This is a genomic window from Mycolicibacterium flavescens (assembly GCF_001722335.1).
Taxonomy (GTDB): domain Bacteria; phylum Actinomycetota; class Actinomycetes; order Mycobacteriales; family Mycobacteriaceae; genus Mycobacterium; species Mycobacterium flavescens.
In genome coordinates, this window is the sequence record NZ_MIHA01000003.1 from 111,624 (window position 1) to 137,970 (window position 26,347).

At 65.3% G+C, this 26,347-nt stretch carries 25 protein-coding genes and 1 pseudogene; 17 read left to right on the plus strand and 9 right to left on the minus strand.

Annotation, left to right across the window (positions count from 1 at the left end; genetic code table 11):
• The first annotated feature begins 12 nt into the window (after positions 1 to 12).
• The 4 genes from BHQ18_RS04960 (at position 13) to BHQ18_RS04975 (ending at position 3,804) form a co-directional block, all read left to right on the plus strand.
• A complete protein-coding gene (locus BHQ18_RS04960) occupies positions 13 to 978 on the plus strand; it encodes an acyl-CoA dehydrogenase family protein (RefSeq protein ID WP_069412475.1) in 966 nt (321 codons plus the stop codon).
• A gap of 9 nt (positions 979 to 987) precedes the next feature.
• Positions 988 to 2,130 (plus strand): acyl-CoA dehydrogenase family protein, encoded by a 1,143-nt coding sequence (locus BHQ18_RS04965; RefSeq protein WP_069412476.1) that lies wholly within the window; start codon positions 988 to 990, stop codon positions 2,128 to 2,130.
• A gap of 109 nt (positions 2,131 to 2,239) precedes the next feature.
• The gene (locus BHQ18_RS04970; protein ID WP_069412477.1) at positions 2,240 to 2,980 is read left to right on the plus strand and encodes a FadR/GntR family transcriptional regulator; all 741 of its coding nucleotides are present in this window, start codon (positions 2,240 to 2,242) and stop codon (positions 2,978 to 2,980) included.
• Positions 2,977 to 3,804, plus strand: coding sequence for a PaaI family thioesterase (locus BHQ18_RS04975; RefSeq protein WP_069412478.1), 828 nt, complete (start codon positions 2,977 to 2,979; stop codon positions 3,802 to 3,804). Before BHQ18_RS04970 ends, BHQ18_RS04975 begins: the two co-directional genes overlap by 4 nt.
• 292 nt (positions 3,805 to 4,096) lie before the next feature.
• Here BHQ18_RS04975 and BHQ18_RS04980 read toward each other — a convergent pair whose 3' ends face one another.
• Genes BHQ18_RS04980 through BHQ18_RS04990 form a run of 3 tightly spaced genes read right to left on the minus strand, consistent with a single transcriptional unit; the run spans position 4,097 to position 7,295 of the window.
• Complete coding sequence (locus BHQ18_RS04980) at positions 4,097 to 4,906, minus strand: enoyl-CoA hydratase/isomerase family protein (RefSeq protein ID WP_069412479.1); 810 nt, start codon at positions 4,904 to 4,906, stop codon at positions 4,097 to 4,099.
• Positions 4,907 to 4,917: 11 nt separating this feature from the next.
• Positions 4,918 to 6,078: a thiolase C-terminal domain-containing protein gene (locus BHQ18_RS04985; RefSeq protein WP_069412480.1), complete on the minus strand. Its 1,161-nt coding sequence runs from the start codon at positions 6,076 to 6,078 to the stop codon at positions 4,918 to 4,920.
• Positions 6,075 to 7,295, minus strand: a complete 1,221-nt coding sequence (locus BHQ18_RS04990) for a Zn-ribbon domain-containing OB-fold protein (RefSeq protein ID WP_069412481.1) — start codon at positions 7,293 to 7,295, stop codon at positions 6,075 to 6,077. Before BHQ18_RS04990 ends, BHQ18_RS04985 begins: the two co-directional genes overlap by 4 nt.
• A 106-nt stretch (positions 7,296 to 7,401) precedes the next feature.
• Here BHQ18_RS04990 and BHQ18_RS04995 point away from each other — a divergent pair, with 106 nt between their 5' ends.
• From BHQ18_RS04995 to BHQ18_RS05020, 6 genes are all read left to right on the plus strand, one after another.
• The gene (locus BHQ18_RS04995) at positions 7,402 to 8,265 is read left to right on the plus strand and encodes an SDR family oxidoreductase (protein WP_069412482.1); all 864 of its coding nucleotides are present in this window, start codon (positions 7,402 to 7,404) and stop codon (positions 8,263 to 8,265) included.
• A gap of 10 nt (positions 8,266 to 8,275) precedes the next feature.
• Positions 8,276 to 9,424 (plus strand): acyl-CoA dehydrogenase family protein, encoded by a 1,149-nt coding sequence (locus BHQ18_RS05000; protein ID WP_069412483.1) that lies wholly within the window; start codon positions 8,276 to 8,278, stop codon positions 9,422 to 9,424.
• Positions 9,421 to 10,512: an acyl-CoA dehydrogenase family protein gene (locus BHQ18_RS05005; RefSeq protein WP_069412484.1), complete on the plus strand. Its 1,092-nt coding sequence runs from the start codon at positions 9,421 to 9,423 to the stop codon at positions 10,510 to 10,512. Before BHQ18_RS05000 ends, BHQ18_RS05005 begins: the two co-directional genes overlap by 4 nt.
• A 13-nt stretch (positions 10,513 to 10,525) precedes the next feature.
• A complete protein-coding gene (locus BHQ18_RS05010) occupies positions 10,526 to 11,305 on the plus strand; it encodes an SDR family oxidoreductase (protein WP_069412485.1) in 780 nt (259 codons plus the stop codon).
• 110 nt (positions 11,306 to 11,415) lie between these two features.
• A complete protein-coding gene (locus BHQ18_RS05015; RefSeq protein ID WP_324614040.1) occupies positions 11,416 to 12,258 on the plus strand; it encodes an acyl-CoA thioesterase in 843 nt (280 codons plus the stop codon).
• A 45-nt stretch (positions 12,259 to 12,303) separates the two neighbouring features.
• Entirely contained in the window at positions 12,304 to 13,245 is a 942-nt protein-coding gene (locus BHQ18_RS05020) for an SAM-dependent methyltransferase (protein WP_069412487.1), read from the plus strand.
• Positions 13,246 to 13,281: 36 nt separating this feature from the next.
• Here the strand turns inward: BHQ18_RS05020 and BHQ18_RS05025 are convergent, their stop codons facing one another.
• Entirely contained in the window at positions 13,282 to 14,109 is an 828-nt protein-coding gene (locus BHQ18_RS05025) for an enoyl-CoA hydratase/isomerase family protein (RefSeq protein WP_069412488.1), read from the minus strand.
• Between the two features lie 168 nt (positions 14,110 to 14,277).
• Between BHQ18_RS05025 and BHQ18_RS05030 the strand changes: the two genes are divergently transcribed.
• Genes BHQ18_RS05030 through BHQ18_RS05040 form a run of 3 tightly spaced genes read left to right on the plus strand, consistent with a single transcriptional unit; the run spans position 14,278 to position 17,089 of the window.
• Positions 14,278 to 15,105: a mycofactocin-coupled SDR family oxidoreductase gene (locus BHQ18_RS05030; RefSeq protein ID WP_069412489.1), complete on the plus strand. Its 828-nt coding sequence runs from the start codon at positions 14,278 to 14,280 to the stop codon at positions 15,103 to 15,105.
• 13 nt (positions 15,106 to 15,118) lie between these two features.
• Positions 15,119 to 15,916, plus strand: a complete 798-nt coding sequence (locus BHQ18_RS05035) for an SDR family oxidoreductase (protein WP_069412490.1) — start codon at positions 15,119 to 15,121, stop codon at positions 15,914 to 15,916.
• Positions 15,917 to 15,931: 15 nt separating this feature from the next.
• Complete coding sequence (locus BHQ18_RS05040; RefSeq protein WP_069412491.1) at positions 15,932 to 17,089, plus strand: cytochrome P450; 1,158 nt, start codon at positions 15,932 to 15,934, stop codon at positions 17,087 to 17,089.
• A 4-nt stretch (positions 17,090 to 17,093) separates the two neighbouring features.
• On the opposite strand, the gene fadD4 is transcribed toward BHQ18_RS05040, so the two are convergent.
• A complete protein-coding gene (fadD4, locus tag BHQ18_RS05045) occupies positions 17,094 to 18,620 on the minus strand; it encodes a fatty-acid--CoA ligase FadD4 (RefSeq protein ID WP_069412492.1) in 1,527 nt (508 codons plus the stop codon).
• 90 nt (positions 18,621 to 18,710) lie between these two features.
• On the opposite strand from fadD4, the gene BHQ18_RS05050 reads away from it, so the two are divergent.
• Both BHQ18_RS05050 and BHQ18_RS05055 read left to right on the plus strand, forming a co-directional pair.
• Entirely contained in the window at positions 18,711 to 19,328 is a 618-nt protein-coding gene (locus tag BHQ18_RS05050) for a cysteine hydrolase family protein (RefSeq protein ID WP_069412493.1), read from the plus strand.
• A gap of 510 nt (positions 19,329 to 19,838) precedes the next feature.
• On the plus strand, positions 19,839 to 20,021 hold the full coding sequence (locus BHQ18_RS05055) for a hypothetical protein (RefSeq protein ID WP_234794071.1): 183 nt from the start codon (positions 19,839 to 19,841) through the stop codon (positions 20,019 to 20,021).
• A gap of 66 nt (positions 20,022 to 20,087) precedes the next feature.
• Here the strand turns inward: BHQ18_RS05055 and BHQ18_RS05060 are convergent, their stop codons facing one another.
• The 4 genes from BHQ18_RS05060 to BHQ18_RS05075 all read right to left on the minus strand — a co-directional run bounded on the left by BHQ18_RS05060 (position 20,088) and on the right by BHQ18_RS05075 (position 24,369).
• Positions 20,088 to 20,546, minus strand: coding sequence for a Zn-ribbon domain-containing OB-fold protein (locus BHQ18_RS05060; RefSeq protein ID WP_084293887.1), 459 nt, complete (start codon positions 20,544 to 20,546; stop codon positions 20,088 to 20,090).
• Positions 20,543 to 21,679, minus strand: coding sequence for a thiolase C-terminal domain-containing protein (locus BHQ18_RS05065; RefSeq protein WP_069412494.1), 1,137 nt, complete (start codon positions 21,677 to 21,679; stop codon positions 20,543 to 20,545). Before BHQ18_RS05065 ends, BHQ18_RS05060 begins: the two co-directional genes overlap by 4 nt.
• 22 nt (positions 21,680 to 21,701) lie before the next feature.
• A complete protein-coding gene (locus BHQ18_RS05070; RefSeq protein ID WP_069412495.1) occupies positions 21,702 to 23,909 on the minus strand; it encodes an acyl-CoA dehydrogenase family protein in 2,208 nt (735 codons plus the stop codon).
• 97 nt (positions 23,910 to 24,006) lie between these two features.
• Positions 24,007 to 24,369, minus strand: coding sequence for a DUF4286 family protein (locus BHQ18_RS05075; RefSeq protein WP_069412705.1), 363 nt, complete (start codon positions 24,367 to 24,369; stop codon positions 24,007 to 24,009).
• A 949-nt stretch (positions 24,370 to 25,318) separates the two neighbouring features.
• On the opposite strand from BHQ18_RS05075, the gene BHQ18_RS05080 reads away from it, so the two are divergent.
• Together BHQ18_RS05080 and BHQ18_RS30415 are read left to right on the plus strand one after the other, a co-directional pair.
• Positions 25,319 to 26,134 (plus strand): mycofactocin-coupled SDR family oxidoreductase, encoded by an 816-nt coding sequence (locus BHQ18_RS05080; RefSeq protein ID WP_069412496.1) that lies wholly within the window; start codon positions 25,319 to 25,321, stop codon positions 26,132 to 26,134.
• A gap of 62 nt (positions 26,135 to 26,196) precedes the next feature.
• A pseudogene (locus BHQ18_RS30415) lies at positions 26,197 to 26,286 on the plus strand (integrase core domain-containing protein); the annotation flags it as partial.
• Positions 26,287 to 26,347: the final 61 nt, after the last annotated feature.

The window sequence follows — 26,347 nt, forward strand, 5'->3', positions numbered from 1 at the left end:
GAAACATGGCCCATGGTGGAGGAGGCCGTTTTCCGCCTCTTCGAGGAACTGGCAGGCAAGGTCGGCGACGATCAGCAGCACGTGGCGATCGGACCGCGGCTGGCCGAGCTGGGCTGGTCGGACATCGAGTCGGAATACCCGGTCGAGGCATGCGAGCTGCTGTTCCGCGCGCAGGGCCGGACGCTCGCCCACACCGACTGCCTCGACCGCGTGATGCTCGCCGAGCTGGGCAGCCTTCTGGACGGACCCGCCGACCACGTCCTGCTCCCGGCATTGAACCCTGGCTATGTCCCCGGTTCCGACGATGCCCGGGTGTCGGGCATCGTCCTCGGGCCGCTCGAGGGTCGGCTCGTGGTGCCGGTGTCGGGCGCCATGGGAACGGTGTCGGTGGGCGTCGTGGAGGCCACCCGGCTCGAGGGCCGGCGCCTGGATACCTTTGATCCGTCGGCGTTCTGGACCCAGGTGAGCGGGCCGTTCGACGCCCCTCTGGTCGAGGCATCGACCGAATGGAACCGGGCGATCGGTGCGGCGCATCGCGCACTCGCCACCGAATTGGTGGCACTTGCCGAGCGGGCGTTGCACATCGCGGTCGAGCACGTCAGCGTCCGGGTGCAGTTCGGCGCCCCGATCGGGTCGTTGCAGTCACCTCGTCACGCCCTGGCCGATGCGGCCGCGGAACTCGAAGGCGCACGCGCCCTGCTGGGCGAATCATGGCGATTCGGCGGCCGGCTGTCGGCGCTCACCGCGAAGGCCGCCGCGGGACGGGCACACCGGGCGGTCAGCGATGTGGCGCTTCAGGTGTGCGGGGCGATCGGCCTGACCGCCGAGCACGATCTGCACCGCTTTGTCACGCGCGGTTTCCAGGTCGACGCCCTGTGCGGGTCGCACGATCAGCTCGAGGCGCTGCTCGGTGAGCGACTCTTCGACATCTACGCTCCCGGCCGCGCGTTGCCGGCCATCGTCTCCTGGACCAAGTAGAGGACGGTCATGCGCCGCAACATCTTTGACGAAATTCATGACGATTTCCGGGCCACCGCCCGGGAGTTCTTCGAACGCGTTTGCGTGCCGAACATCGAGAAGTGGGAACGCGACGGCAAGGTCAGCCGCGAAGCGTGGCTGGCCGCGGGCGAGCACGGTCTGATCGGCTGGGAGTTCGACGAGCGATACGGCGGCCTCGGCGTCAAGGACTTCCGGTTCAACCAGATCATCTCCGAGGAGATGTTCGCCACCGGCTCGGTAGGCATCGGCCTCGGCGTGCAGAACGACATTCTGATGCCCTACCTGCAGAACCTCACCACCGACGAGCAGAAGGAGCGCTGGCTGCCCGGCTTCGTCAGAGGGGAACTGATCGGTTCCATCGCGATGTCCGAGCCCGCTGCCGGGTCGGACCTGGCCGGCATCAAGACCACGGCGCGCGACGAAGGTGACCACTGGGTGGTCAACGGTCAGAAGACATTCATCAGCAACGGTCTACTCTCCAAACTGGTGCTCACCGCTGTGAAGACCGATCCAACGGCGCGACACAAGGGCATCAGCCTGCTGATGATCGAGGACGGCATGGAGGGGTTCACCCGTGGCCGCAAGCTCGACAAGATCGGCCAGTACTCCGCCGACACTGCCGAGCTTTTCTTCGAGGACGTCAAGGTACCCAAGGAGAACCTGGTCGGAGAGCTGAACCGCGGCTTCTACCATCTGGTCTCCAACCTGCCCAGCGAGCGCGTCGGTGTGGCCTGTTACGCGCTGCCCGCCGCCCGCCGGGCGCTGGATCTGACCAAGGCGTATGCACTGGAACGCACCGCGTTTGGACAGCCCATCGGAAAATTCCAGGTCAACCGCCACTTCCTCGCCGAGATGCAGACCAAGCTGGATGCCGCCCAGACCTATCTGGATCAATGCGTACTCTCGGTCAACGACGGCACCCTCTCCGATCAGGACGCCGCCGGGCTGAAGTGGTGGACCTCCGAGGTCCAATGGGAAATCATCGACCGCTGCCTGCAGTTGCACGGTGGCTACGGCTACATCAACGAATACGAAGTGGCCCGGCTATGGCGGGATTCGCGAGTCCAGCGGCTCTATGCGGGCACCACGGAAATCATGAAGGACCTCATGGGCCGGGCGATGGGATACTAGGCATGACCTTGGTCACTGGCGGGTCGTCAATGCGCGGCTCTACCCAGAGATTCGATTAACCTGCCAAATAGTTAGTTGTTTTCTGGATTTATACGTCGGGGAGGTTGTCATGGAGGTCACCAGTCTTCGCGAACCGAAGATGGCCGATCGGGTGGCCACAGTGCTGCGCCGGATGTTCATCAGGGGTGAGATTCCCGAGGGCACCATGCTTCCGCCTGAATCGGAACTTATGGAACGCTTCGGGGTGTCGCGGCCCACATTGCGCGAGGCATTTCGGGTGCTCGAGTCCGAATCCCTCATCCAGGTACAGCGCGGGGTGCGTGGCGGAGCTCGCGTCACCCCTCCGCGGCGCGAAACGCTGGCGCGCTATGCCGGCTTGATCCTGGAGTACGAGGGCGTCACCGTGAAGGACGTGTACGACGCCCGGGTGACACTCGAGGTTCCCATGGTCGAGCAGCTCGCCAAGGACCGCAATCCGAAGGTGATTGCCGAACTGGAGCAGATCGTGGATCGCGAGTCCCAATTGAAACCCGGCAGCGACGCGGTCGATCAGCTCACCGACTTCCACGCTGCGATGGCGCGGTTGTCCGGCAACAGCACACTGCAGATCGTGAGCGACATGTTGCATCACATCATCGAAAAGGCGAATCGCTCGCTGCAGCCCACTGCCGGTGCGCGCGCCGAGCAGGCGGTCCGCCGGTCGGCCAAGACTCACCGGATGGTGTTGGACATGATCAAGGCCGGCGACGCCGAGAACGCCGGCGAGCTCTGGAAGCGGCACCTGCAGAAGGCAGAGGAGTTCGTGCTGTCCGGCTCCGAAATGTCCACTGTCGTCGATCTTCTCGAATGAGAAGCGTGGACGAACGGGTAAACGAGCACGATCTCGAGACGCCTGACTCGATTCAGGTTCGCTTCGACATCACCTACCTCGAAGCCGACCCCGCCGCCGCGACCGCGACGATGTCGATGCCGATGTGGCAGTACCGAAATCCGTTCACCGGCGCGCCATCGTTGGGGCCTTTGGCGATCTTGGTCGACGCAGCTGCTGGAATCGTCAACCACTACCGTCGGCGGCCCGGCCAGTGGACGGTGTCCAGCGAGTTGTCGATAGACCTCAGCCTCGGCGACGTCCGGGACCTGGATGGTCCCGTGCTGGCCACCGCCCATGCGTTCGGACCGTTGGGTGCCACATCGCTGGGGATCTGCACACTGACCTACGACGGGGTTGTTATCGGCGGCGGCACGGTGCGCTCATTCTTCATCGACGCGGATGTCGGTGTCTCTAAGTGGCCGGCGGAAACCCTGGACCTGTCGCCCCAGACGTCGATTGCAGACCGGATGGCAGTTCACGTTGGGCCGGAGGCCGATGGCCATGTCCTGGTGCAACGTATCGACCCGAATTTGAACAATGACATCGATATCGTGCACGGCGGGGTAGCGGCGGCCGGCCTGGAATTCGCGGCGTCGGCGGCGATCAACCACGGTCTACCCGACGCCCCTTTGCGGACCGCTTCGCTCCGGGTCAACTTTCTGCGGCCCTTCTTCGCCGGAGCGAACTCTCGCTACGAGGGCACACCGATGCGCGTCGGCCGCAACTCCGCAGTGGGCGACGCGAAGGCCATCGGCGACGACGGCAAGGTCGCGCTCACCGCGCGCCTGACCGCCTACCGCTGAGCACCGCGTCAATTCTGCCCGCCTCGTCGACGGCCCGCAGGCCGACGGTGCAGAACGCAAATGGCGCGTCGCCCGCGTGGACCCATTGGGAGTGATGAGTCACATCCGAAGTCCAAGAACACGTTCCGGCGTCAACGCGGTATTAGACGTGACCGGAGTGCGCGTCGCTGGGCGCGACCGCCGGGACAGGGGTTTCCTGGTGGCCCCGGCTCGGGAATCTACTCACCGATGGGCAGTTGTGCCGCCGGAGCAAGGCCCATGGCGACGATGGCAGCCCGCAACTTCATGGCCCTCACTTCTTGGAGCGTGCGCGGAAGGCCGCCACCCGTTCCTTGAACTCGGGTGTCGAGAACGAGGTCAACTCTTCTGCGAGCGCGTACTCCAACACACCCTGCGCAGCGCGGGCCAGGTGCATGTTGAGCGCCACCTTCGATGACCGAAGCGCCTGCGGGGGCAACGCAGCGAACCGCTCGCCCAGTGCCAATGCTTCGTCGAGCACGGCGTCGTCGGGGACGACCTTGGTGACCAGGTTCAGCTTCTCCGCAATGGATGCGGTGATTCGATCGCCCAGCAGGACGTACTCCTTGGCCTTCATCATGCCGATCAGCAGAGGAAGCATCGCCGCGCCACCGTCGCCCGCCGTGAGCCCGACCGCGACGTGTGGGTCGGCCAGGTAGCTGTTCTCCCCCATCACCAACAGGTCGCTCAGGAGGGCGATCGAGCAACCCAGGCCCACAGCGGGTCCGTTGACCGCGGACACCAGTGGTTTGGGGAAGTTGATGACCTCGAGAAAAACCGTTCGGGCCTCGTGGATTTGGAACGTACGCGCCACCTCGTCCTCGATCAGGCGACCGAACATCACCATGTCACCGCCTGCCGAGAAGGCCTTGCCCACCCCGGTGGTCACGACGGCTTTCACATCGGTGTCGGCGTCGAGCACCTTCCAGATGGTGGCGAACGCGTGATGCACCTCTTCGGTGACGGCGTTGAGCGCTTCGGGGCGGTTGATGCTGACAACGTGGACATTGCCGCGCTTCTCCACCAGCAACCAGGGGGCGAACTGCTCGTAGCCGGCCAGGGTAGCGATCTCTGAAGTCGTCATGTGATGTCCCGTCAGGTCTTGTCGATGGAAAGGATGGTGACCGCCGACACCGCGGTCGGCCCACCGATGTTGTGTGCCAAGGCTACTCGCGCCCCGTCGACTTGGTTCTCGGCCTCACCGCGAAGTTGATTGAACAGTTCGTAGCACTGTGCCACGCCTGTGGCACCCGGGGGGTGCCCCTTGGCCTTCAATCCCCCACTCGGGTTGACTGGCATCGAGCCACCGACGTAGTGCTCGCGGCCCTCGACGAGCTTGTAAGCCTCGTACCTGTTGGCGAACCCGAGATCCTCATAGCTGATCAGCTCAACTCCGGTGAAGCAGTCGTGCACCTCCGCGACGTCGATGTCGCGGGGTGTCACACCGGCCATCTTCATGGCGGCCTTGGCGGCCCGCACCGTCGGCGGGAAGCTGGTCATGTCGTTCTTGTGCTGGTGCATCACCCTGTCCATACCGAGCCCGACACCACGCACCCACACCGGTCGATCGGTATAGCGGTCCACGACGTCCTCGGCAGCCAGGATGACGGCGGCAGCGCCGTCACTCTGAGGTGTGCAGTCGTAGAGTCCGAACGGCTCCACCACGATCGGCGCCGCCAGCGCCTGCTCCACGGTGATCTCGTAACGCAGTTGGGCTTTGGGATTTTTCAGCGCGTGGAAATGGTTCTTCACCGCCACCATGGCCATATGCTCCTTGGTGGCCGGTGACTCGTGCAGATACCGCATCACGTGCAGCGCGAAGTTCGCCGGCGCGACGAGCCCGAGCGGATAGTCCCATGCGTTGTCGCGGGTCATCGCCGCCCAGTCCCAGAACGTGGTGTTCGAGGCGGTTTCACGAACTTTGTCCGCTCCGACGACGAGCACCACGTCGTACATGCCCGACGCGATCGCCATCGTTCCATTGCGAATTGCGTCGTTGCCTGTGGCGCAGGCATTTTCGATTCGGGTGACTGGGATGTCAGTGAGATCGAGGGTGTCGGCGAGGATCCCCGACGGAAAGCCGTCAGTGGTGGACAGCTCGCCGAACCAAGCCGCCTCGATGTCTGCCTTCTCGATGCCCTTGTCCACCCCGGAGACGGCTTCGGCGTATGCCATCGGCACCAGGTCCTTGATGCCGAGTTCGAAGTGTTCGGCGAAGGGCGTCATCCCCGCGCCGACGATCGCGACGTTTCTCATGCGTGCGCTCCTTTCAAGGTGCGCCCCGGCCAGAACATGTAGCCGTAGTCGGGGATGCCGGCACGGACGGCGATTCTGCGCAGGACGATCGATCCTGGTTGCCCGATCGTCGCCTCGCCCGCGGGTACGCCGGTCACCTTGAGGAGCACCCGGACCGGACTGTCGTCGAGCTGTACCACCGCCAGCGAGTACGGGCTGGGCAGGTCGGGGACTGGGATGCGCACCGTGGTGTGCGTGTACACCGTGCCCGTGCGCGGCAAAGACTCGAGCCGGTACTCGGTGGCCAGGTGTCCGGAGTTGTCCACCCTCAGCCGCGGCGGAAACTGCGGCGCGGCGTCGATGCCAGGCCGCTCGTCGAAAACCGCTGCTTCCCAGCGGATTTTCGGCTCGAAGGCCCGCGCGTAGGCGGGCATCGAGATCGGGATGCCGATGCCTTCGGCGGTGCGGGTCTTCGGCAACTCCTGTGCTGGGTACTCGTCCCTCGAGAGCCGCGGTGGCTCATCCCCGAGTACGAGCTCAGCCGCGCTGATGCTGGACTGTTCGACGGCGAGCACCAACCCTCCCGCGCCGGACTCGATCGCGGCGGCGAGGACACGCACGGCGGCCGCTGCGGAGACGCTCGTCTCACCGACGGCCGCCGACGTATCGAAGCCGCTCTTGAGTTGCGCCAGCGGCACCCCTGCCACCGCGGCGAGCACGGGCGTTCCGGTGAGGCCGAGGCGGTCGAGCGTCGAGCGCAATCCGACCTCCCGTTGCAGCCTGGGATCGGGGTACGCGTGCCGGGTACCGTCCTCGCCACGTGCCATCAACGGCAGGCTGCGGGTCTGACGCGCGATCGGGTTGACGGCGACACCACCGCCGCCGGTCAGGACCGCACCCGCACCCGCGGTTGCGTCGTTGTCGTCGGCGGCGACCACCAGGGTGCCCTCTGGGGCACCGACGATCTGATCCAGGACGGCGGGCGCGCAGCCGAGAACCTCGGTGACGGGCGTCGCGGCCGGCAGCGACAGCGCGGCCAGCAGCACCGCGCCGTTACCCCCTTCGAGGAGGGGGAAGTCGCGCGACACCAGCACCACGCGTTTCGCGGTCGCGTCGGGATCGGCGGCGCGTCCCGCGGCGACCGCCATGGTCAGCGCGTCCTCATCGGGCCCTTTCACCCGTCGATCCCGCACGGTCCACGGCGGCAGATAGGTGCCGATGGAGCCGATCTGAGTCATCGAGCCTCGCTTTGGTCATGGGCGTGTGACGCCGCTCAACTAATGAGCTATATAGTTATAGCATTCAAGCGCGCAGCCGAGCGAAAGCGGAAGGGTCAACCACACTGTGAACAGTCCGGATCCCCGAACCCTGCGGGATCGCGTCGTCGTGGTGACCGGCGCCAGCCGCGGCATCGGCGCCGCTATCGCTGTCCGAGCGGCCCGAGACGGCGCGGCCGTTGCGCTGCTGGCCAAGACCGAAACCCCCAACCCCAAGATCGCGGGCACCCTCGCAGAGACGGCGGACGCCGTGCAACGTGCGGGCGGTCGGGCTCTGTCGGTGGCGTGTGACGTGCGTGACGCGGACGCGGTGGCGGCGGCGATCGCCTCGGCTGCCGACACGTTCGGCGGCATCGATGTCGTGATCAACAACGCGGGCGCGCTCGATCTGCGGTCGACCGAGACGTTGCCGCCGAAGAACCTGCGCCGACTTCTGGGGGTCAATGTCGAGGGCCCGTACGCGGTTGTGCACGCCGCGCTGTCCCACCTCCGCAGGTCGGCGAATGCGCACATCGTCAACGTCGCTCCCCCACTGGACATGAACCCGAGGTGGGTGGGTGCCCACGTCGGCCACACCGTCGGCAAGTACGCCGAAAGCCTGCTCACCCTCGGCTGGGCCGAGGAATTCGCCTCTGTGCCCATCGCCGTGAATTCGGTGTGGCCGGCCACCACCGTCGCCAGCACGGGGATGGTGGTCGCGATGGGCGAGGCCGTCGTGCGCGCGCAGGCCCGCAGCCCGCAGATCATGGCCGATGCGGTGCACGCCCTGGTTACCCGGCCCGCAGCGGCCTGCACTGGCCACTTCTACACCGACGAGGGCATCCTGCGCGAGGAGGGCGTCCACGATTTGTCGGAATACCGATTGGCCGCAAGCGAAGAGGACCTGACGCCCAACTTCTACCTTCCGTCAGCCACGTTGCCGACCATCTAGGAGACATCGCTTGAATGCGTTCGATGCGTTGACGGCCCGTGAGCCCGAGTTCGCCAAGCTGCGCTTCGCCGTGCGGGACTTCCTGCGGTCCGACCGAGCCGAGTTCGGTTGGCGACCCGGTGTCGATTCATGGCTGGCCGGCTGGGACGAGGCATTCTCGGCGCGGCTGGGGGATGCCGGATTCGTCGGACTGACCATTCCCAAGCGATACGGCGGCCACGAACTCGGGCATCTGCACCGCTACGTGGTGGCCGAAGAACTCATCGCGGCGGGTGCGCCCGTCGCAGCGCATTGGACGGCCGACCGACAGGTCGCGCCGGGCCTGCTGAGCCACGGCACAGAAGAGCAGCGCGAACGGCTATTGCCCCAGATCGCGGCGGGCCGGTTCTACTCATCGATCGGCATGAGCGAGCACGGCGCGGGATCTGATCTAGCGGCCGTATCGACCAAGGCAACACGGGCCGACGGCGGCTGGCTGCTGTCCGGCACGAAAGTGTGGACCAGCGGGGCACACCACGCGCATCAGGTAGTCGTCCTGGCACGCACAAGTCCGCCGGATCCTCAACATCGACACGCAGGGTTCAGCCAGTTCCTCGTGCCCTGCGATGCCGACGGGGTGCGCGTGGAACCGGTCCTGCTGATGTCTGGTGCTCATCACTTCAACGAGGTGATCTTGGATTCGGTCTTCGTTTCCGACGCGGATGTCCTCGGCGAGATCGGCAACGGGTGGCACCAGGTCACATCCGAGTTGTCGTTCGAACGCAGCGGGCCCGAACGCATCCTGTCCACCGGACCGCTACTGCTTGCCGCGATCCGCGCGCTCAGCTCCGGTCTCGAGGCAGACGATCGCACGGCGGGCGAAATCGGACATCTGATGGCGCAACTGATCTCGCTGCGGCAGCTGTCATTGTCGGTGGCCCGCACCCTCACCGAGGGCGGCGATGCAGCGAATCAGGCGGCACTGGTCAAGGACCTCGGCACCCGCTTCGAAACCGAGTCGGTCGAGTTGGCCGCCGACCTACTGGAGGACTCACCGCCGAACCAGGAGCTGGAGGCGATGCTGAACACCGCTTGGCTGCACAAGCCCATGTTCACCCTGCGCGGCGGCACCAACGAGGTGCTGCGCGGCGTGGTTGCTCGAGGAATGGGGTTGCGGTGAGTGCGCTCATCGGCGGCGTGTTCGCCACGAAGGACACCGGGGACAGCGACGCCGAACTCCGCGGGCTCGTCGACGATCTCGGGCGGCGTTCCTATGACGCCGGGCTGGGCCGCCGCGGCATCCCCGACGTGTTCGACGCCGAACTGTGGGACAACCTCGAGGCGACCGGACTGGCCAGGCTCACGAGCACCCCCGACATGGGCGCAGGGCCGTCGGAGCTGGCGATAGCGCTCTATGGCGTGGCGCGGCATGCCGGCGCGGTCCCCTTGGCCGAAACCGACGCACTCGCAGGATGGCTCGGTCAACTCGCGGGCATCGAGCTGCCCGGCGGGCCACTGACCGTGGCAGTCGCTGATGCCGAGACAGACGGCACGCGCATCACCGGCACCGCGAGGGACGTGCCCTGGGCGCGGGCATGCACCACGGTGCTCGCGGTCCGCGGGCGCGGCGGCCTGCGGGTCGGTGTGCTCGACCCGGCGTCCACCATCGCGCACGAGAATCACAATCTGGCGGGAGAACCCCGCGATTCGATCGAATTCGACGTGCCTGCCGCCCAATTGCGAGCCGTGGCGACAACAGCGGAGGACGAACTCATCCGCCGCGGCGCATGGTCGCGATGTGTCCAGATCGTCGGAGCACTCGACGCCGCCGCGACGCTGACCGTCGAGTACACCCGCCAACGGGTGCAGTTCGGCCGCGCCCTGACCGCGTTTCAATCCGTCCAGCAATCGCTCGCCGGAATGGCGGGTGAGATCGAAAGGGCCCGCGCCGCGGTCGAACTGGCAGTCGTTGCGGCCACCGAACACGGCTTCGACTCCCCCTACACCGACTATGCCGTCGCCGTCGCCAAGGTCGCGGTCGGCCGTGCCATCGGTCCTGTCACCACCACTGCACATCAGCTGCACGGTGCGATCGGTGTCACCAGTGAGCATCCGCTGTGGCTGTTCACGTTGCGGGCCCAGAGCTGGAGCTCCGACTATGGCACCACCAACAACTTCGCTCGCCGTCTGGGTCGGCTGGCGCTGGCCGCGGAGGATCCGTGGGACCTGATAGCGGGCGATCTGGCCCAACTCGAAAACACCAATTGATAAGGGAGAACACGTGACTGTGCAACAATTCGACGGCGCCTCGGCCATCGTCAGCGGCGGTGCCGGCGGCCTGGGAGAGGCGACGGTACGCCGCCTCCACGCCGACGGGCTCGGCGTCGTGATCGCCGATCTCGCCGCGGACAGGGGCAAGGCGCTCGCAGACGAACTCGGGTCGCGGGCGTTGTTCGTCAGCACCGACGTGACGAGCGACGACAGTGTCCTTGCCACTATCGAGCAGGCCCAGCAGCTCGGCCAGTTGCGCTACGCGGTCGTCGCGCACGGCGGCTTCGGCGTGGCGCAACGGATCGTGCAGCGCGACGGCAGCCCGGCCGACATGACGGCATTCGACAAGACCATCAACCTCTATCTCAACGGCACCTACAACTTGACCCGCCTGGTTGCAGCCGCTGTCGCCGGCGCCGAACCCCTCGACAACGGCGAACGGGGTGCCATCGTGATGACCGCTTCGGTGGCCGGGTACGAAGGTCAGATCGGGCAAACTGCTTATGCCGCAGCAAAAGCCGGCGTCATCGGTTTGACGATCGCAGCTGCCCGGGACCTGAGCTCCGTGGGAATCCGGGTCAACACGATCGCCCCCGGAACGATGAAGACTCCGATCATGGAGTCCGTCGGAGAAGAAGCGATCGCCAAGTTCGCCGCCAACATCCCGTTCCCGAAGCGGCTCGGCGCACCCGACGAATATGCCGATGCGGCGGCGTTCCTGCTGACCAACACCTACGTCAACGGTGAGGTCATGCGCCTCGACGGGGCGCAGCGCTTCACCCCGAAATAATTCGGACCGACGACGTCACGGTCTGGCTGGCGCCCGGCAGCCAGACCGTCCGTCCGATCGTCGGCAGGCGCGCTGAGGCGCCGCGAAGGCACGAAGATTGGGGTCGGTTGGTGGGGACGCTTTCGGATGTGTTGAACCTGTTTGAGCTGACGGTGCTGGAACCCGACACCTTCGAGGGCACCCAACCCGATCCGCCCAATCACCACATCGTCGGTGGCCAAATCGCCGCACAGGCGCTGATGGCCGCCAGTCGCACCGTGGAGGGGCGTCCACCGCACAGCGTGCACGTCTATTTCCTGCGCCGCGGGGATGCACGCCGGCCGGTCCGATTCGCGGTCTCTCGCCTGCATGACGGCGGCACGTTCTCGGCTCGCCGGATCGTCGCCACCCAAGGCGGTGAGGTGCTGATGGAGGGCCTCGCATCGTTCACCGGCGGCGCCGACTCCGCCACCTACCAGCGCGAAATGCCCCACGCGCCGCCGCCCGAATCCTTGATTCAGATTGAAGAGCAACTGGCACCCTACGCCGAGGAGTTCGGCGGCTGGTGGGCCGATGAGCGTCCGTTCGACGTCCGCTACGTCGACCCGCCTCCGCGCGTCGCCATGGATTCAGATGAACCAGCGCGACCGGTGAGTCGGATCTGGCTACGGGCCAGGGGTGCCCTCCCGGTCGACCCCGTCACCAACAGTTGCGTACTCACGCTTCAAAGCGCCCTCACACCGGTCGAGGCCACGTTGGGGCCAATGCGCAAGTCGCAGTACGACATATCGGCGCTGCTCGATCACACCGTGTGGTTCCACCGGCCTGCCGACTTCTCGGACTGGCTCTTCTACGAACAAACCTCACCCACTGGGGCCGACGGTCGTGCGCTAGCGGCGGGCGCAATCTACAACAAAAGCGGGGACTTGGTGTGTACCGCTGTCCAGGAGGTCTACTTCCCTGCGCCCAGATAGTTAGCCACTATAAGATTGGGCGGACGAAGCCGGCGGAGGGCGACCATGGCAAGAGCGGAAAACGACACGTGGGACATCACCGAGAGCGTGGGCGCGACCGCGCTGGGTGTTGCGGCCGGCCGGGCCGCGGAGACCAACAGCGAGAATCCGCTGATCCGAGATCCGTACGCGCAGATGTTCCTCGAGGCTGCGGGAAACGGTGTCTGGACCATGTATCTGCGCCCAGAGGAACTGCCCGCCGAACTGGTCGAGATCGATCCCCGCTTCAAAGAGCGGATGCAGGCGATGATGGGATACACCGCTTCACGCACGTTGTTCTTCGACGAGTTCTTCACTGACGCGGCGGCGAGTGGAATTCGCCAGGCGGTGATCCTGGCCGCAGGTCTGGATGCGCGCGCCTGGCGGTTGGACTGGCCTGCCGGCAGTGTGGTCTACGAGATCGATCAGCCGAAGGTCCTGGACTTCAAGTTGTCCGCGCTCGAGGCGCACGGGGTTTCACCAGCAGCAACCTACGTCGGCGTTCCGGTCGACCTGCGCAACGATTGGCCGGCCGCCCTGCGCGCGGCCGGCTTCGATCCCGCCACCCCGACCGCCTGGTCCGCCGAGGGCTTGCTGCCGTATCTGACCGCCAGTGCGCAGGACGTGCTCTTCGAGCGGATCACGGATCTGAGCGCAGCCGGCAGTCGGGCGGCGGTGGAGGCGTTCAACAACGAGTTCTTCAGCGCGGAGAGTTTTGCGCGACGCGAGGAACAAATCCAGCTATATCGCGAAGCCGCGGCCAAGCTGGGCCGGGAGGACATCGCTGCGTCTGGCAATCTCCTTTACGAGGAGGAGCGCACCGAGGTTGTCGATTGGCTCACCGCCCACGGTTGGCGGGCGTCCGGGGTAAGCGCGGCCGACCTGCTGGCCCGCAATGGCCGGTCCGTGCCAAGCGATCTGGACGACGGCGTTCCGCAGAGCGTCTTCGTTGACGCGCGGTTGCCCTGACTGGCAATTCACCGTGGCTGGCACGCGGTTCCGGGCTCAGAGCCGTCCCTCGACCTGAAGTTCCGGATGCACCCAGTCCGGTGAGTTCTTCTGCTTGAACGCCCGGAAGCCCTCGCGCGCCTCCGGACCGAACAGGCTGGTCTGCATGCCGATCCGGTCGTACAGGCCCAGGTAGTTGTCCAGGCTGGCCTTGATTACCCCGCGGGCCGCAGGAGCAGTCCGGCAGCTTTGTGCCAGAAGCTCTTTCGCGGTGTCGAGCAGTTCGTCGTGGGGAACCACCCTGGCGACCATGCCCCACTCCACCGCCTCTTGGGCGTTCAACGTCCGTCCGGTGAACATCAGGTCCTTTGTGCGGACCGGGCCGATCATCCGCGCCAGCACCTGGCTGTAGTAGGTGTCTGCGATGCCGCGGAACAGCTCGGGCACGCGGAAGGTGGCCCGGTCGCTGACCACGGCGAGATCGCTGCACATCGCGATCTGCAGACCGCCGCCCTGACACAGCCCGTTGACCGCCGACACGACCGGCTTCGGAGACTGCCGCAACACGTCGAAGGGCGTCACGTCCATGCCTATGGTGGAGGCGAAGTCCATCCAGTTGTCCTCTGCCGCTTGACCGAGGTCGCCGCCGGGCGCGAAGACGTCACCGGTGCCGGTGATGAGCAGTCCCGCCAGGTCGGGATCCGCGTTGACCCGACTGATTGCGTAGCGGATGCCGAAGTACATGGCCGGAGTCATCGCGTTGCGTGCCTGCGGTCGATCCAAGGTGCAGATCGCGAACGCCCCCTCTCGTGTGAACGTGAGAAACGGGGTGCCGAGCCAGTCGCCGTCGGGTGGGCGCGGACCGCCGTTGGGGCTGTCGGACATCTGAAATCCCTTCCAGAGCTTTGAGTGTTCCGTCAGCATCAAATTAGCCAAATAGTTGAAGGAATCCAACTTCCCGGCGTAGCATCCTCGGAATGGCGCACGTCACTTAGGCATGCCCGCACCGCCGCGCCGGGCGCGGAAAACAGCGATCTCAATGGAGGAAAATCGATGGGTTCACTCGACGGCCGGGTCGTCTTCATCACTGGCGCCGCCCGCGGGCAGGGCCGTTCGCACGCGGTGATGTGTGCCGAACAGGGCGCCAACATCGTCGGAGTCGACATCTGCGAGGACCTCGACGTCGTGCCCTACAAGCTCGGCACCTACGACGATCTCGAGGAGACCGCTCGCCTGGTCGAGAAGACCGGGCAGGAAATGCTGTTCGAGAAGGCCGACGTCCGCGACATGGCCGCACTGCAGAAGGTTTTCGACGCTGGAGTGGAGCGGTTTGGCCACATCGACACCGTCATCGCCAACGCCGGTGTGGTGCTCACCAATGCAGACGAGCGCGACGCCTCCGAAGCGCTGCGACTGGGCCTCGACATCATGCTGATCGGGGTGTGGAACACCTTCCAGGTCGCCATCCCACACATCAAGGAGCGCGGCCAGGGCGGCAACCTGATTGCGACCAGTTCCATGATCGCGTTGCTTGATCTCACCGACGGACGCGGTGGCACCGATGCCTATCTCACGTCGAAGCTCGCGATCACCGGCCTGGTGCGCGCCTACGCACTCATGCTCGCCGCCGACCGCATTCGCGTCAACGCCGTGGCGCCGACCAATTGCTCGACACCGATGATCACCGAGAATCCGGCACTCTTCAAGGTGATCGAGGAGAACCCGCACCTGGCCAACGCGATGTCGACCGCGCTGCCGGACTTCCCGATGATCGAACCACGCGATGTCAGCAACGCGATCCTGTTCTTGATCAGCGACGCGGGTCGCTCGTTCACCGGGAGCTTGTTGAAGGTAGACGCCGGGATGGACGTCAAGCGCTAGGCGACGACACACGATGCAGTACGGAATAGCGGACCGCTCGGCGCTGGTCGTCGGCGGCAGTAAGGGAATCGGCTTCGAGGTCGCCAAGCAGCTCGCCGACGAGGGTGCGCGGGTGGCGGTGCTCGCGCGGACCAAAACCGACGTCGATGCCGCGGTCGAGGCCATCCGGGATGGTGGCGGCACGGCGATCGGCGTCACCGGCGACGTCAGTGATCCCGAGCAGCTCACCGCCGCCGTCCGCGAGACCTCAGCCGCACACGGTCCGCCGCTGATAGTGGTCGGTCAGGCCAAGTATCAGCGCCCGGGAGACTTCGCCGACATCACCGACGTGAATCTCTACCGCGAGTCCTTCGAGATGCACACCATGAGCCAGATTCTGCTCCTTCATGCAGTGCTGCCGGCGATGAAGGAGGCCGGCTGGGGGCGATTCGTCCACGTCGGCTCGGCCACCGCGAAGGAACCGGCGGGCAACATTCATCATGCGGTCGCCAACACCAGTCGACCGTCGACCGTCGGCATGCTCAAGACGGTCTCCGACGAGTACGCCAGATACGGCATTACGGTCAACACCGTCGCACCGGGTTGGATCGAGACGCAGAACGCGCTCGACTATCTGCAGAACCACCTCGGCACCAGTTCCGATGAAGAGCGCCGGGAGTTCATGCTGAACCAGGCCCGCGTCCCTGCGGCCCGCATGGGAAGGCCGAGCGAAATCGCGTCTCTCATCACATATTTGTGTTCCGAGCCGGCCGGATACATCACCGGCAGCTGGATCGAAGTCGACGGTGGCTTGCACCGCTCGGCGTTCTGACGACGAGGAGAACGAATGGAAACCCTGGGTGCCCCAGAGCTGGCCTTCGCCGGACTGCCCATGGCCGCCGACCGCAACGCCGGGTGGGCGGCTCTGCGCGATGCGGGCCGGGTCGTCTTCGTCGACGGCTGGTTCTATCTGACCCACCGCGACGACGTGCTATCCGCACTGCGGGACCCCGGCTTGTTCTCCTCGAAGAAGGCATTCGACGTCCTCGGCAGCCCGCTGCCCCTGGTCCCCATCGCGTTCGACCCGCCGGAGCACACCCGATTCCGCAAGATGTTGCAACCGTTTTTCAGCCCGAACACGCTGTCGCAGATGTTGCCCTCGCTACAGAAGCAGGCGATCGACATCATCGACGCGGTCGCCGCCAAGAGCGAATGCGAAGTGGTGGCCGACATCGCCATCCCCTATCCCTCGCAGGTCTTCCTCACCCTCTTCGGGCTGCCGCTGGAGGATCGCGACCGACTTGTCGCGTGGAAGGACTCCGTCATCGCGCTGGCTGATGCACCGTCGCTCGAGGGCGCCGATCTCACACCAGCACTCGAACTGTTCGCCTATCTGACCGAGGCGATCAACGAACGACGCGCCAACCCGGGTCCAGACATTCTGTCGCAGTTGCTCACTGGTGACGACGCCCTCGACGATGCCGAGGCGATCGGCTTGAGCTACCTGTTCGTGCTGGCCGGACTGGATACCGTCACCGCGGCCATGACCGCCGCACTTCTCGAACTCGCTCGCAATCCGGAGTTGCGTGCCACGCTGCGCGACGACCCCAGCCAGATGAGCGTGTTCGTCGAGGAGATCGTCCGACTCGAGCCGCCCGCGCCGATGGTGCCGCGGGTCACCACCGCCGAGGTCACCATCGGCGACATCACCTTGCCCCCGAACACCCAGGTTCGGCTGTGCATCGGTGCGATCAACCGCGACGACAGCGATTCGATCTCAACGAACGACGTGGTGATGGATGGAAAGGTGCACCGGCACTGGGGATTCGGCGGCGGGCCGCACCGGTGCCTCGGTTCGCATCTTGCCCGCATGGAGATGAACCTGATCATCGGCGAGTGGCTACATCGCATCCCGGAATTCTCGCTCGAGCCCGGCTTCACCCCTGAGATCGTGTTCCCGGCGAACACCTTCGGGTTGGCGCGGCTCCCGCTACGGCTGGGGTGACGGTTTACACCGTCGAGGAGTACTTGACGACGAGCTGCTGCTTGTAGAGCTTGCCGGCATCGGTGCGTGGCAACTGCGCCTCGAACGAGATCGAGCGCGGACACTTGTAGTGCGCCAATCGCTTCCGAAGCCAGTCGAGCAGCTCTGTCGCGAATGCGTCGGTGGCGTCGGCAGGATCGACCAGCTGAACCACCCCCTTGACCGACTGCCCCATCTCGTCGTCCGGGATGCCGAACACCGCGGCGTCGAGCACCTTGGGATGGGTGATCAGCAGATCCTCGGCTTCCTGCGGGTAGATGTTCACGCCGCCCGAGATGATCATGTGGTGTCTGCGGTCGGTGAGATATAGGTAGCCGTGGTCATCGAGATACCCAATGTCGCCCACCGTCGCCCAGCCGTGTGCATTGCGCGCAGCCGACGTTTTCGCCTCATCCTTGAGGTAAGTGAAGGAATAACCACCCTCGTAATAGATTTCGCCCGCCTGTCCAGGCGGCAACTCGCGGCCGTCCTCGTCGAGGATGTGCGGCACTCCGACCAGCGGACGGCCCACCGAACCCGGATGGTTCAGCCAGTCCTCCGCGCGGATGAAGGACGCACCCACGGCTTCCGACGAGGCGTAGTACTCGTCGATGATCGGCCCCCACCACTGGATCATCTGCTTCTTGATGTCGATCGGGCAGGGGGCTGCGGCGTGGACTACCCGCTTCAGGCTCGAGATGTCATACGAATGTCGGACTCCTTCAGGCAGTTTGAGCATCCGAACGAGCATTGCCGGAACGAACTGGCCGTGCGTGACGCCGTATCGCTGAATACACTCCAGCGCGGCCTCGGGGTCGAACTTCTCCATGACCACGGTGGTGCCGCCCAATGACTGCACCGCCATCGACCAAAACGACGGTGCGGTGTGGTACAACGGCGCCGGACTCAAGTACACAGAGTCACCGGTGATTCCAACGGCATCAAGCAGTGGCATCAATATGTTGTGCGCCTTCGCCGGCGGCAGATGCGGAAGCTCTCGGCGGATCCCCTTGGGCCGTCCGGTGGTACCCGAGGAGTACTGCAGAAGGTCGCCCTCGGTCTCGTCGGGGATCGGCGTCGACGGTTGGTCGGCAACACATTCCGGATAGCGCGTCCAGCCGGCGAGGTCGTCGTCGGCCATCAGCAACACGTCGGGCAGTCCCGCAGAAAGATGGGTTCCGAGGCCTTCGCACACCGCGCGCATGGCACACGAACCGACCACCGCCTTGGCGCCACTGTTCTCGACGATGTACGCCGCCTCGGCCGAGGTCAGGTGGGTGTTGATCAGCGCGTAATACAGACCACTGCGTCGAGCCGCCCACATCACCGCGTGAATGTGTTCGTTGTTCTCCATGACCACCGCCACGGTATCGCCCTCACGCAGGCCGGCGGCCCGCCAGAAATGAGCGAGCCGATTGGCCCGTTCCTCGAGTTCAGCGAAGCCGATCTCGGTGCCCGCTCGGGCCAGAATCAGGGCAGGTTTGTCCACGTCGACATGGTCACGGATCTGCATGCCGCTCTCCTTGCTCGTAAGCTTCTCGGGTACCAATCCCGTTCACGGGTAAGGTTTTACCGCGTCCCCCAAGTCGTCTAGTCTAGTAGCATGCCCCGTACCATTTGGAACCCCGAAACCACCGCCGTCGTCTGCGTCGAATGCCAGAACGGCGTGCTGGGGCCGGAATCGGTCTTGCCGGCGTTGGCCGCCGACAGCGCCGACCTTGTGAGCAACGTGCGCCGCCTGCTCGAATCCGCGCGCGAGTTCGGTGCCCGAGTGGTGCATGCCACCTATGAGGGCAACTTTGGCGGCCAGCCGACAGGTACCGCCTGGCTGTGGCGCGCGCTCGGTCCGGCGACAGCGCATTGGAAGCCTGGCACAGCTGAAACCTCCGTCGTTCCAGAGTTGTTGGGCGAGCATGATCTCGTACTCCCCCGTCATCACGGCCTGTTTCCCACGGTGGACTCGGAACTGCTGCCGGTACTGAAGGGCCTTGGCATCACCACGATCGTTCTGGTGGGCGTGTCGTTGAATCTGGCCATCACCCACACCGCCGGGCACGCCACCCAAGCCGGCTTCGAGCTCGTCGTACCCCGCGACGCCGTCGGAGGAACCCCGGTCGAGTACGCGGAGCAGGTTCTGAACAACACGATTGCCGTACTCGGTCGGCTGACCACCGTCGACAAGTTGATCGAGGAATGGACTCCAGCTCCATCGCCGGTGTAACGCCTACCCGGCCCTCGACAGATCAGACCGGATCGAATCCAGAGATCAGCCAACGGTTGTCAACCTTGTCGAGACTCACGCGAACACTGGACACGCTTTGGCCTGCTTCGACTGCCTGGCCTCGTGGGCGTGCACGCCCAACCACCCGGCCAACGCGCCAAGGGCCGGCACCGTGACCAAACCTGCGACGAGCCCCCGCCACAGGTGCGGTACCCAGCGGCCGGCTTCTTTCTCGGTCCGGCCCTCGGTGAGGTCATCAGCGTCGTCGTCGCGCCGCCTGCGTCGACGTAGTCGAGAACGTCGGCGGTGGAAGATGTTTCGTCGTCCGACGTTTCGGTAGTGTCAGCGCGGAGGCGTTCAGCTCCCCGGAGATGCCACCATGGACTGCTACGTCTACTCCTTCGAGGCGCCCCTGGCCAAATTGGCCTGGGTGTAGACCTTGCCGTCCGGGCCCATGTAGGTGCCGGTGGCCGGGTCGTACTCCGCGGTCACGAGGCGAACGCCGCGACAGTGGCGAAGGTGATTGCCGAACGGCGACATCTGCCGACACCCAACGACGAGTGCCGACTGCTGGCGGCCATCGGTATGCTGCTGGTCGAGCGCGTCCTTGATCGATGGGTGTCGGCACCGGGGCGCGCTCTCGACGATCTGATCCGCCAGGAGTTCGCGGCGCTGCCCGCGGTACTGAAGTAGAGGCTTCGCTACCGCCGACGAATCGTCGAAGCGCCTACCGTGGAGGCCACATGCCGGTCATGCTGGCTAGGTCGCGTCGTTCTCGTGCCGGATGGTGAATTCGGGTATGCGGTAACCACTCTCGCCGAGGTCCGCAATGCAGGCCTGCACTGGTTGGCCGATGCGGACGTCGGCCGGGTCGGCGTCGATAACCGCGTTGATACGCAGGCCTGGCTGTTCGTCGAGTTCGATGAGGCCGACGACGTAGGGCGGTATGCGGCCCGGCACCAGCGCCTGGCGTATCACGATGTAGCTGAAGATGGTGCCCCGGCCGCTGACTTCTTCGAAGTGCACCGGGCCGCCTGTATACCGGCTGCGTTCCAACGGGGGATGAATCCACTTGCCAGTGTCGTCGCAGCGACACAGCATCAACTTGCCCTGCTTGAGACCCTCCCAATACGGTGCCGAGTCGGGGTCCGGAACCGGGATCGGCGGCATCAGTTGCGGATTGGTGGCCGATGGCGATGCCGCGGCTGGTGATGTCATGGCTTCTCCCTGCTGTAGACGTTGGCACCGCCGAAAGGACCGCCGCCGGCAGTGACGAGAGCGAGCTGCGCGTCGTCGACCTGGCGTACGCCGGCGGCGTGGCGCAGCTGCAAGGCGGCTTCGTAGTGGTGGTTGAGGCCGTGGATGTAGCCCTCGGATAACAGGCCGCCGTGTGGGTTCACCACCACGTCGCCGCCGTACGTCGCGCGGCCGGTGGAGAAGAACTTGCCCACCTCGCCCTTCTCGCAGAAACCGAAGCCTTCCATGGTGGCCATCACCGTGTAGGTGAAGCAGTCGTACATGCAGGCCAGATCCATGTCGGCCGGCGTCAGACCCGTCTTCTCCCAGATTTTTGGACCCGCCGTGCGCGAATACATCTCGGTTGGGTCATCCCACTCCGTCCACCCCGCCCCGCCCTGGGAGTTCGACGATCCGAGCAGCCACATGGGATCCTGCTTGGCGTTGCGCGCGATGTCCTCGCCGGTGATCAGGATAGCCACCGCCCCGTCGACCTCGGACGTGCAGTCCAGCACCCGGAACGGCTCGTTGATCCAACGCGCGGCCAAGTAGTCGTCCATCGACAGCGGCTCACGACGCAGCGCATGCTCATTGGGGCCAGCATGCTTGCGCTGAGTGATCGCGATGTGACCGAGATCCTCACAGGTGGAGCCGTACTCGTGCTGATGGCGGCGGGCCCACATGGCGAACCACTGCGGCGGCACCATATAACCGGATGCGGTGTCGAACTGGTCGTGATGCGGCACCTGCATCGGACCCTCGACATGACCGAACCGGTAACCGGACCGGCCGTTGAGCGAGCGATATACCAGTACCGCCTTGCACATCCCGGCTTCGATCACCGCTGCGGCAGTGGCGATCTGGTCGGCGACCAGGTTCCCACCGCCGTACATCGAGTTGGCCCATGCCAACTCGTCGATTCCGAGCGCCCACCCCACAAAGATCGGCTGCTCGGAGTCTCCTGCAGAGAACGTACAGATTCCGTCGATGTCGGCCGGTGTCAGCCCGGCGTCTTCGATGGCATCCCGGCAGGCGGCGACGGCCATGCCGCGGGTGGTGCGGCCGGACTTCTTCGAGTAGGTGGTGCGGCCGATTCCGATGACGGCACAGGTCATTTCATCTCTCCAGTCATCTTGGTTAGGTAGTGGTCGGCGCGGGGGCTGGGTCCCTGGGCAGGCCCAGGATTCGTTCGGCGATCAGATTTCTGACAACCTCGGAGGTGCCGCCAGCGATGGTCAGGCAGCGACTGAACAGATAGTCGTGCACCACCGTTCCGGCGGCCTGCCGGCCCAGTGGATCGCCGTCGGCGGCCGGGTTGCCGTCTGGTCCGGTCAACAAGGCAGGCCCGGCAATGCGCAGTGCCAGTTCGGCGACGCGCTGGGCGTGCTCGGCGCCGAACAGCTTGGCGATGTTGCCTTCGATACCGGGTCCGGATTCGAACACCGCGCGGGCGGCTTGGCGCAGGTTCACCGTCGCCAGGGCGTACGACTCAATGAGCAGCGCGCCGACCTCGCCGGCCAGACGATGATCATCGCGGCGGTGACGAGCCAGCAGATCGAGCAGGTCCTCAGCGACCATGGTCACCGAACCGCCACCGATCGACACCCGCTCGTTGCCAAGCGCTGCCATCGCCACCCGCCAGCCGTTGTTGACCTCGCCGACCACGCGATCATCAGCGACGAACACCTCGTTGAAGAACACCTCGTTGAACAAGGCTTCCCCGGTGATCTCCCGCAACGGCCGGATCTCGACACCCGGTGCCGACATATCGATGATCATCGCCGTAATGCCTTTGTGCTTGGGCACATTCGTGTCGGTACGCACCGTGGCCAACCCGAGCTGGCAGTTCACCGCGTCGCTGGTCCACACTTTCTGACCGGTGAGGATCCAGCCGCCTTCGGTGGGGACGGCTCTCGTCGACACCGCAGCCGCGTCGGAGCCGGCACCCGGTTCACTGAACAGCTGGCACCATCGCACCTCGCCCTCCAAGCTGGGCCACATGAACCGGTCGATCTGTTCGGGGCTGCCGTGCTGAAGCACCGTCGGCACCATCCACTCGCCGAGTCCCAGGCTGGGGCGCTCCACGCCGTCGAGCTCCTGCTCGATGATCAGCTGCTCGACGGATCCGGCAGCGCGGCCGTACGGTTTCGGCCAGTGCGGCACGAGATAGCCGGTGCGAGCCCACAGCTTCTGCTGCTCGGCGGGCTCGGTATTGGCCAGCTCCGCCCGGAAGTCCTGGACCGCCTGCCGGTACTGTTCGGCTTCCGGTGGTAGGCCCAGCGATGTGCCTTGGCGTGCACCACCGATCTGAAGGGCTGCGACATCTTCGCGGAGCGCGTCCTCGCCGCCGGCGAACGCCAGCAGCACCGTAGCGCGCCGGACATAGAGGTGGGCGTCGTGTTCCCAGGTGTACCCGATACCGCCGTGGATCTGGATGTTCTTCAATGCGACACGTTGGTACGCAGGCAACACGTGGCCCGCCGCCATCGTCACCGCCAACTCGGCCTCCGACGCCGGGGCTCGGGCCGCATCCCAGGTGGCGGACACGGCGAGCTCGGTGTCCACCAACATGTTGGCGCAATGATGCTTGATCGCCTGGAAGGACCCGATCGGTCGCCCGAACTGTTCACGGGTGGCCGCATAGATGCTGGCCATCTCGGTGCACGCGGCCAGCCCTCCGGTGGCTTCGGCGGCGGCCAGCAGGCGCATCGTCTGGACGGCCCCGCGGGCCGCTCCCGGGAAACGTTCCGCCACCGGCGCTTCGGTCAATGTGACGACGGTAATCGGACGCATCACCTGATCGACGGAGTCGCTGCGCGTCGTGCTCACCGCGTCGCCGGCCTCAATGAGCACCAGATCCCCCCCGACCGGGATGAGGAAGATGTCGGCGCGCCGCTCCCCTAGGGTCGCCACGGCGTCGGCAACGACCGCCGCTCCGCTCATCGTGGCATTACTCGTCGTGCCGATCGCGGCCACCACGTCGCCCGACACCAGCTTCGGGAGCCAGCGTTGCCGTTGGTCCTCGGTGCCCACCTCGGCGATGACTGCAGAGGCGGCCACGGTCGGCAGGAACGGCCCCGCGATCGCGGCGCGGCCGAGTTGTTCGAGCACGATGGTCAGCTCGGGAAGTCCATAGCCCTGGCCGTCGTAGCGTTCGTCGATGTGCAAACCCAGCCAACCGGTGGAAACGATCTCCTTCCACAAGGCGTCGTTCTGCCACCAGCGGCCGTCGTCGTCCGGGTCGAGCAGGATGCGGCGGGCCGCTGCGGTTCCCCCGCGACCGGTCACCAGTGATTTGGCGACGTCGGCGAGCTCACTGTGGTCTTCGGTTAACGCCAAGGGCATGATGCGGCCTCACTCATCGGGTCGAACGGGAAAGGTCATGGGCGTGGGTCCGAGCGATGCCGCCATCAAGCGTGTCGCGTTGCACGGGTCCCGGCCGTCACGTCGCCACCCGGCGTTCGCCGCGGGGGGTCCAGCCGGTCAACGACACGGTGCTCAGGTCCAAGGTCTCACCCAGCGTCAACGTTCCCGCCATGACCCGCTTGAGGAACTCTCCCATCACGGCCTCGGGCTCACGATCGAGTTCGTAGATCACCAGGTAGCGGTGCGTCGGTGGCGGCAGCTGTGCGGGGAGGTCCTCGTCGTCGGGCACCGTGATCTCGGACAGGTCGTAGCGCTGCGCCGCTACGACACCGGGAACCTCGAGCACCTCAGGCACGTGCGTGGAGTCGTACCACGAATTGAAGGCGTCGTCTTGACCTTCGATGGGGTTGCTCAACACGAGGAACAGGTTCTCCGCCACGGACACGCCTTTCGGGGAAAGGATTCGAGTGATGCGAGACTATGACAGACGACTGTCATAGTCAATGTCCTGCCAAGCACTGGCCCTTCGATCGGGCCTGCTCGAGGTGCATCTGCCATGTTGACCGGGAATTCACGGGGGCATGCCAATCGCGAATGGACATCTCGGACGCGGCTGGCGAGGCCGTGCGCGCACTCACCCCAGCAATTGCTGTGATGATTAATAATGTTGTTGGACAGCCATATTCGGCACCCGGAGCCACCACAGCGCGACAGCTCGCACCGCAGCGTTTCGGCAACAGCATGCCGCGACTTCCGAGTCCGAAATCCGACCGCACGGCAGGAGAATTCCAGCGCCGATGTCGGAGAGGGTAGGGCGCGAGGATGGCTACCGCGGTTCGAATCGTGTGACACCAGACTGTCATAGTGTCCGGGGAAAGCGTCGCGGGTGACGGACGTAGGGGAACGGCTCTCATGATCACACCGTCGAGGGACTTCATCCGGCAAGTTCTGGTCCTGTCGCCAGCCTTGCGCTACCCCGGCTCCCCCACATGTATGACAGGCAACTGTCACCACGTCCTGTTGACCACACGATGGATGCCTGCCGTGGCCGTTCGCTCACCGTCGATGTACAACAGTAGGGAGTTGGTCGCCATGACTGCACTGAACTGCTAATCGTCTATTTGCCGACAGCACAACGACTCCTACGGCCAGTCCCAATCGCCGTCGTATCGTTCAGTGCAGTGCCTGACTGGTTCGGGGCGAAATCATCGAGTCGCGCTCTTGACAGTTGACACTCGGCTGCCATAGTGTCGGTATCCCGCCGCGTGGGGCCGACGGCAGATGTCTATGAGTTGGTGGAGGTCCCCGGTGGCACGTCGGTGCCCGCCGCGGGTCTCACTCCCGGCGGGCGAGAGCGCGCAATACAACAGCGAAAAGGGTTGAGGGACATGGGAGTTTTGGACGGTCGGGTTGCCTTCATCACCGGCGCCGCGCGCGGGCAAGGACGCGCGCATGCGGTGCGGTTGGCCGCCGACGGCGCCGACATCATCGCCCTGGACATCTGCGCTGACATCGCGTCGATGGACTACCCCAACGCCACCCCTTCCGATTTGGACGAGACGGTCAAGCTGGTCGAGCATACGGGCCGACGCATCGTGGCACGCCAGGCCGATGTCCGCGACGGCGACGCCGTGGAGGCGGCATTGTCCGACGGCCTCGCCGAATTCGGGCGCCTGGACATCGTGATCGCCAACGCCGGCATCATCCGGCTCGGCAGCGGGGGTGACGACCGGCAGGTGTTCCGCGACATCGTCGACGTCAACCTGATCGGGGTGTGGAACACCGTGCACGCCGCGATCCCCACCCTGATCGACGGTGGACGTGGCGGATCGATCGTCATCACCAGCTCCAGTGCCGGCCTCAAGGCCACCGGCACCGACCGGACCGGCGGTCAGGCCTACTCGGCTGCCAAGCGAGGACTCGTCGGCCTGATGCAGGTGTGGGCCAACGATCTGGGCAAGCATTCCATTCGCGTGAACACCATCCATCCCACCGGAGTGGCGACCGGCATGGTCATGAACGAAGCGATGGGCAAACTGCTGGAGTCCGGGGACGTCGCGATGGAGGCCATGCAGAACGTCTTGCCGATTCCGGTGCTGGCGCCCGAAGACGTGGCGAACGCGGTGGCCTTCCTGGTCTCGGATGAAGCCAAGTTCATCACCGGAACGGCGTGGCCCCTTGATGCCGGCTTTGCGGTTCGTTGATTGCTGCTGCGCGAATCACGGCGGGCCGTCATCGGGAGCGCCGTGTCAGCAACATGCATGCCGGCCAGGTTGACCTGCACTTCATCCCGCCCCGCCACCCGTGGCGCAACAGCTACGTCGAATCATTGAACTCCCGCATCCGCGACGAATGCCCGCTGGGATGGCATCGGCGAGTGAGGGCGTCTCGCGGGCACGGGTCAAAAACGCCAACTC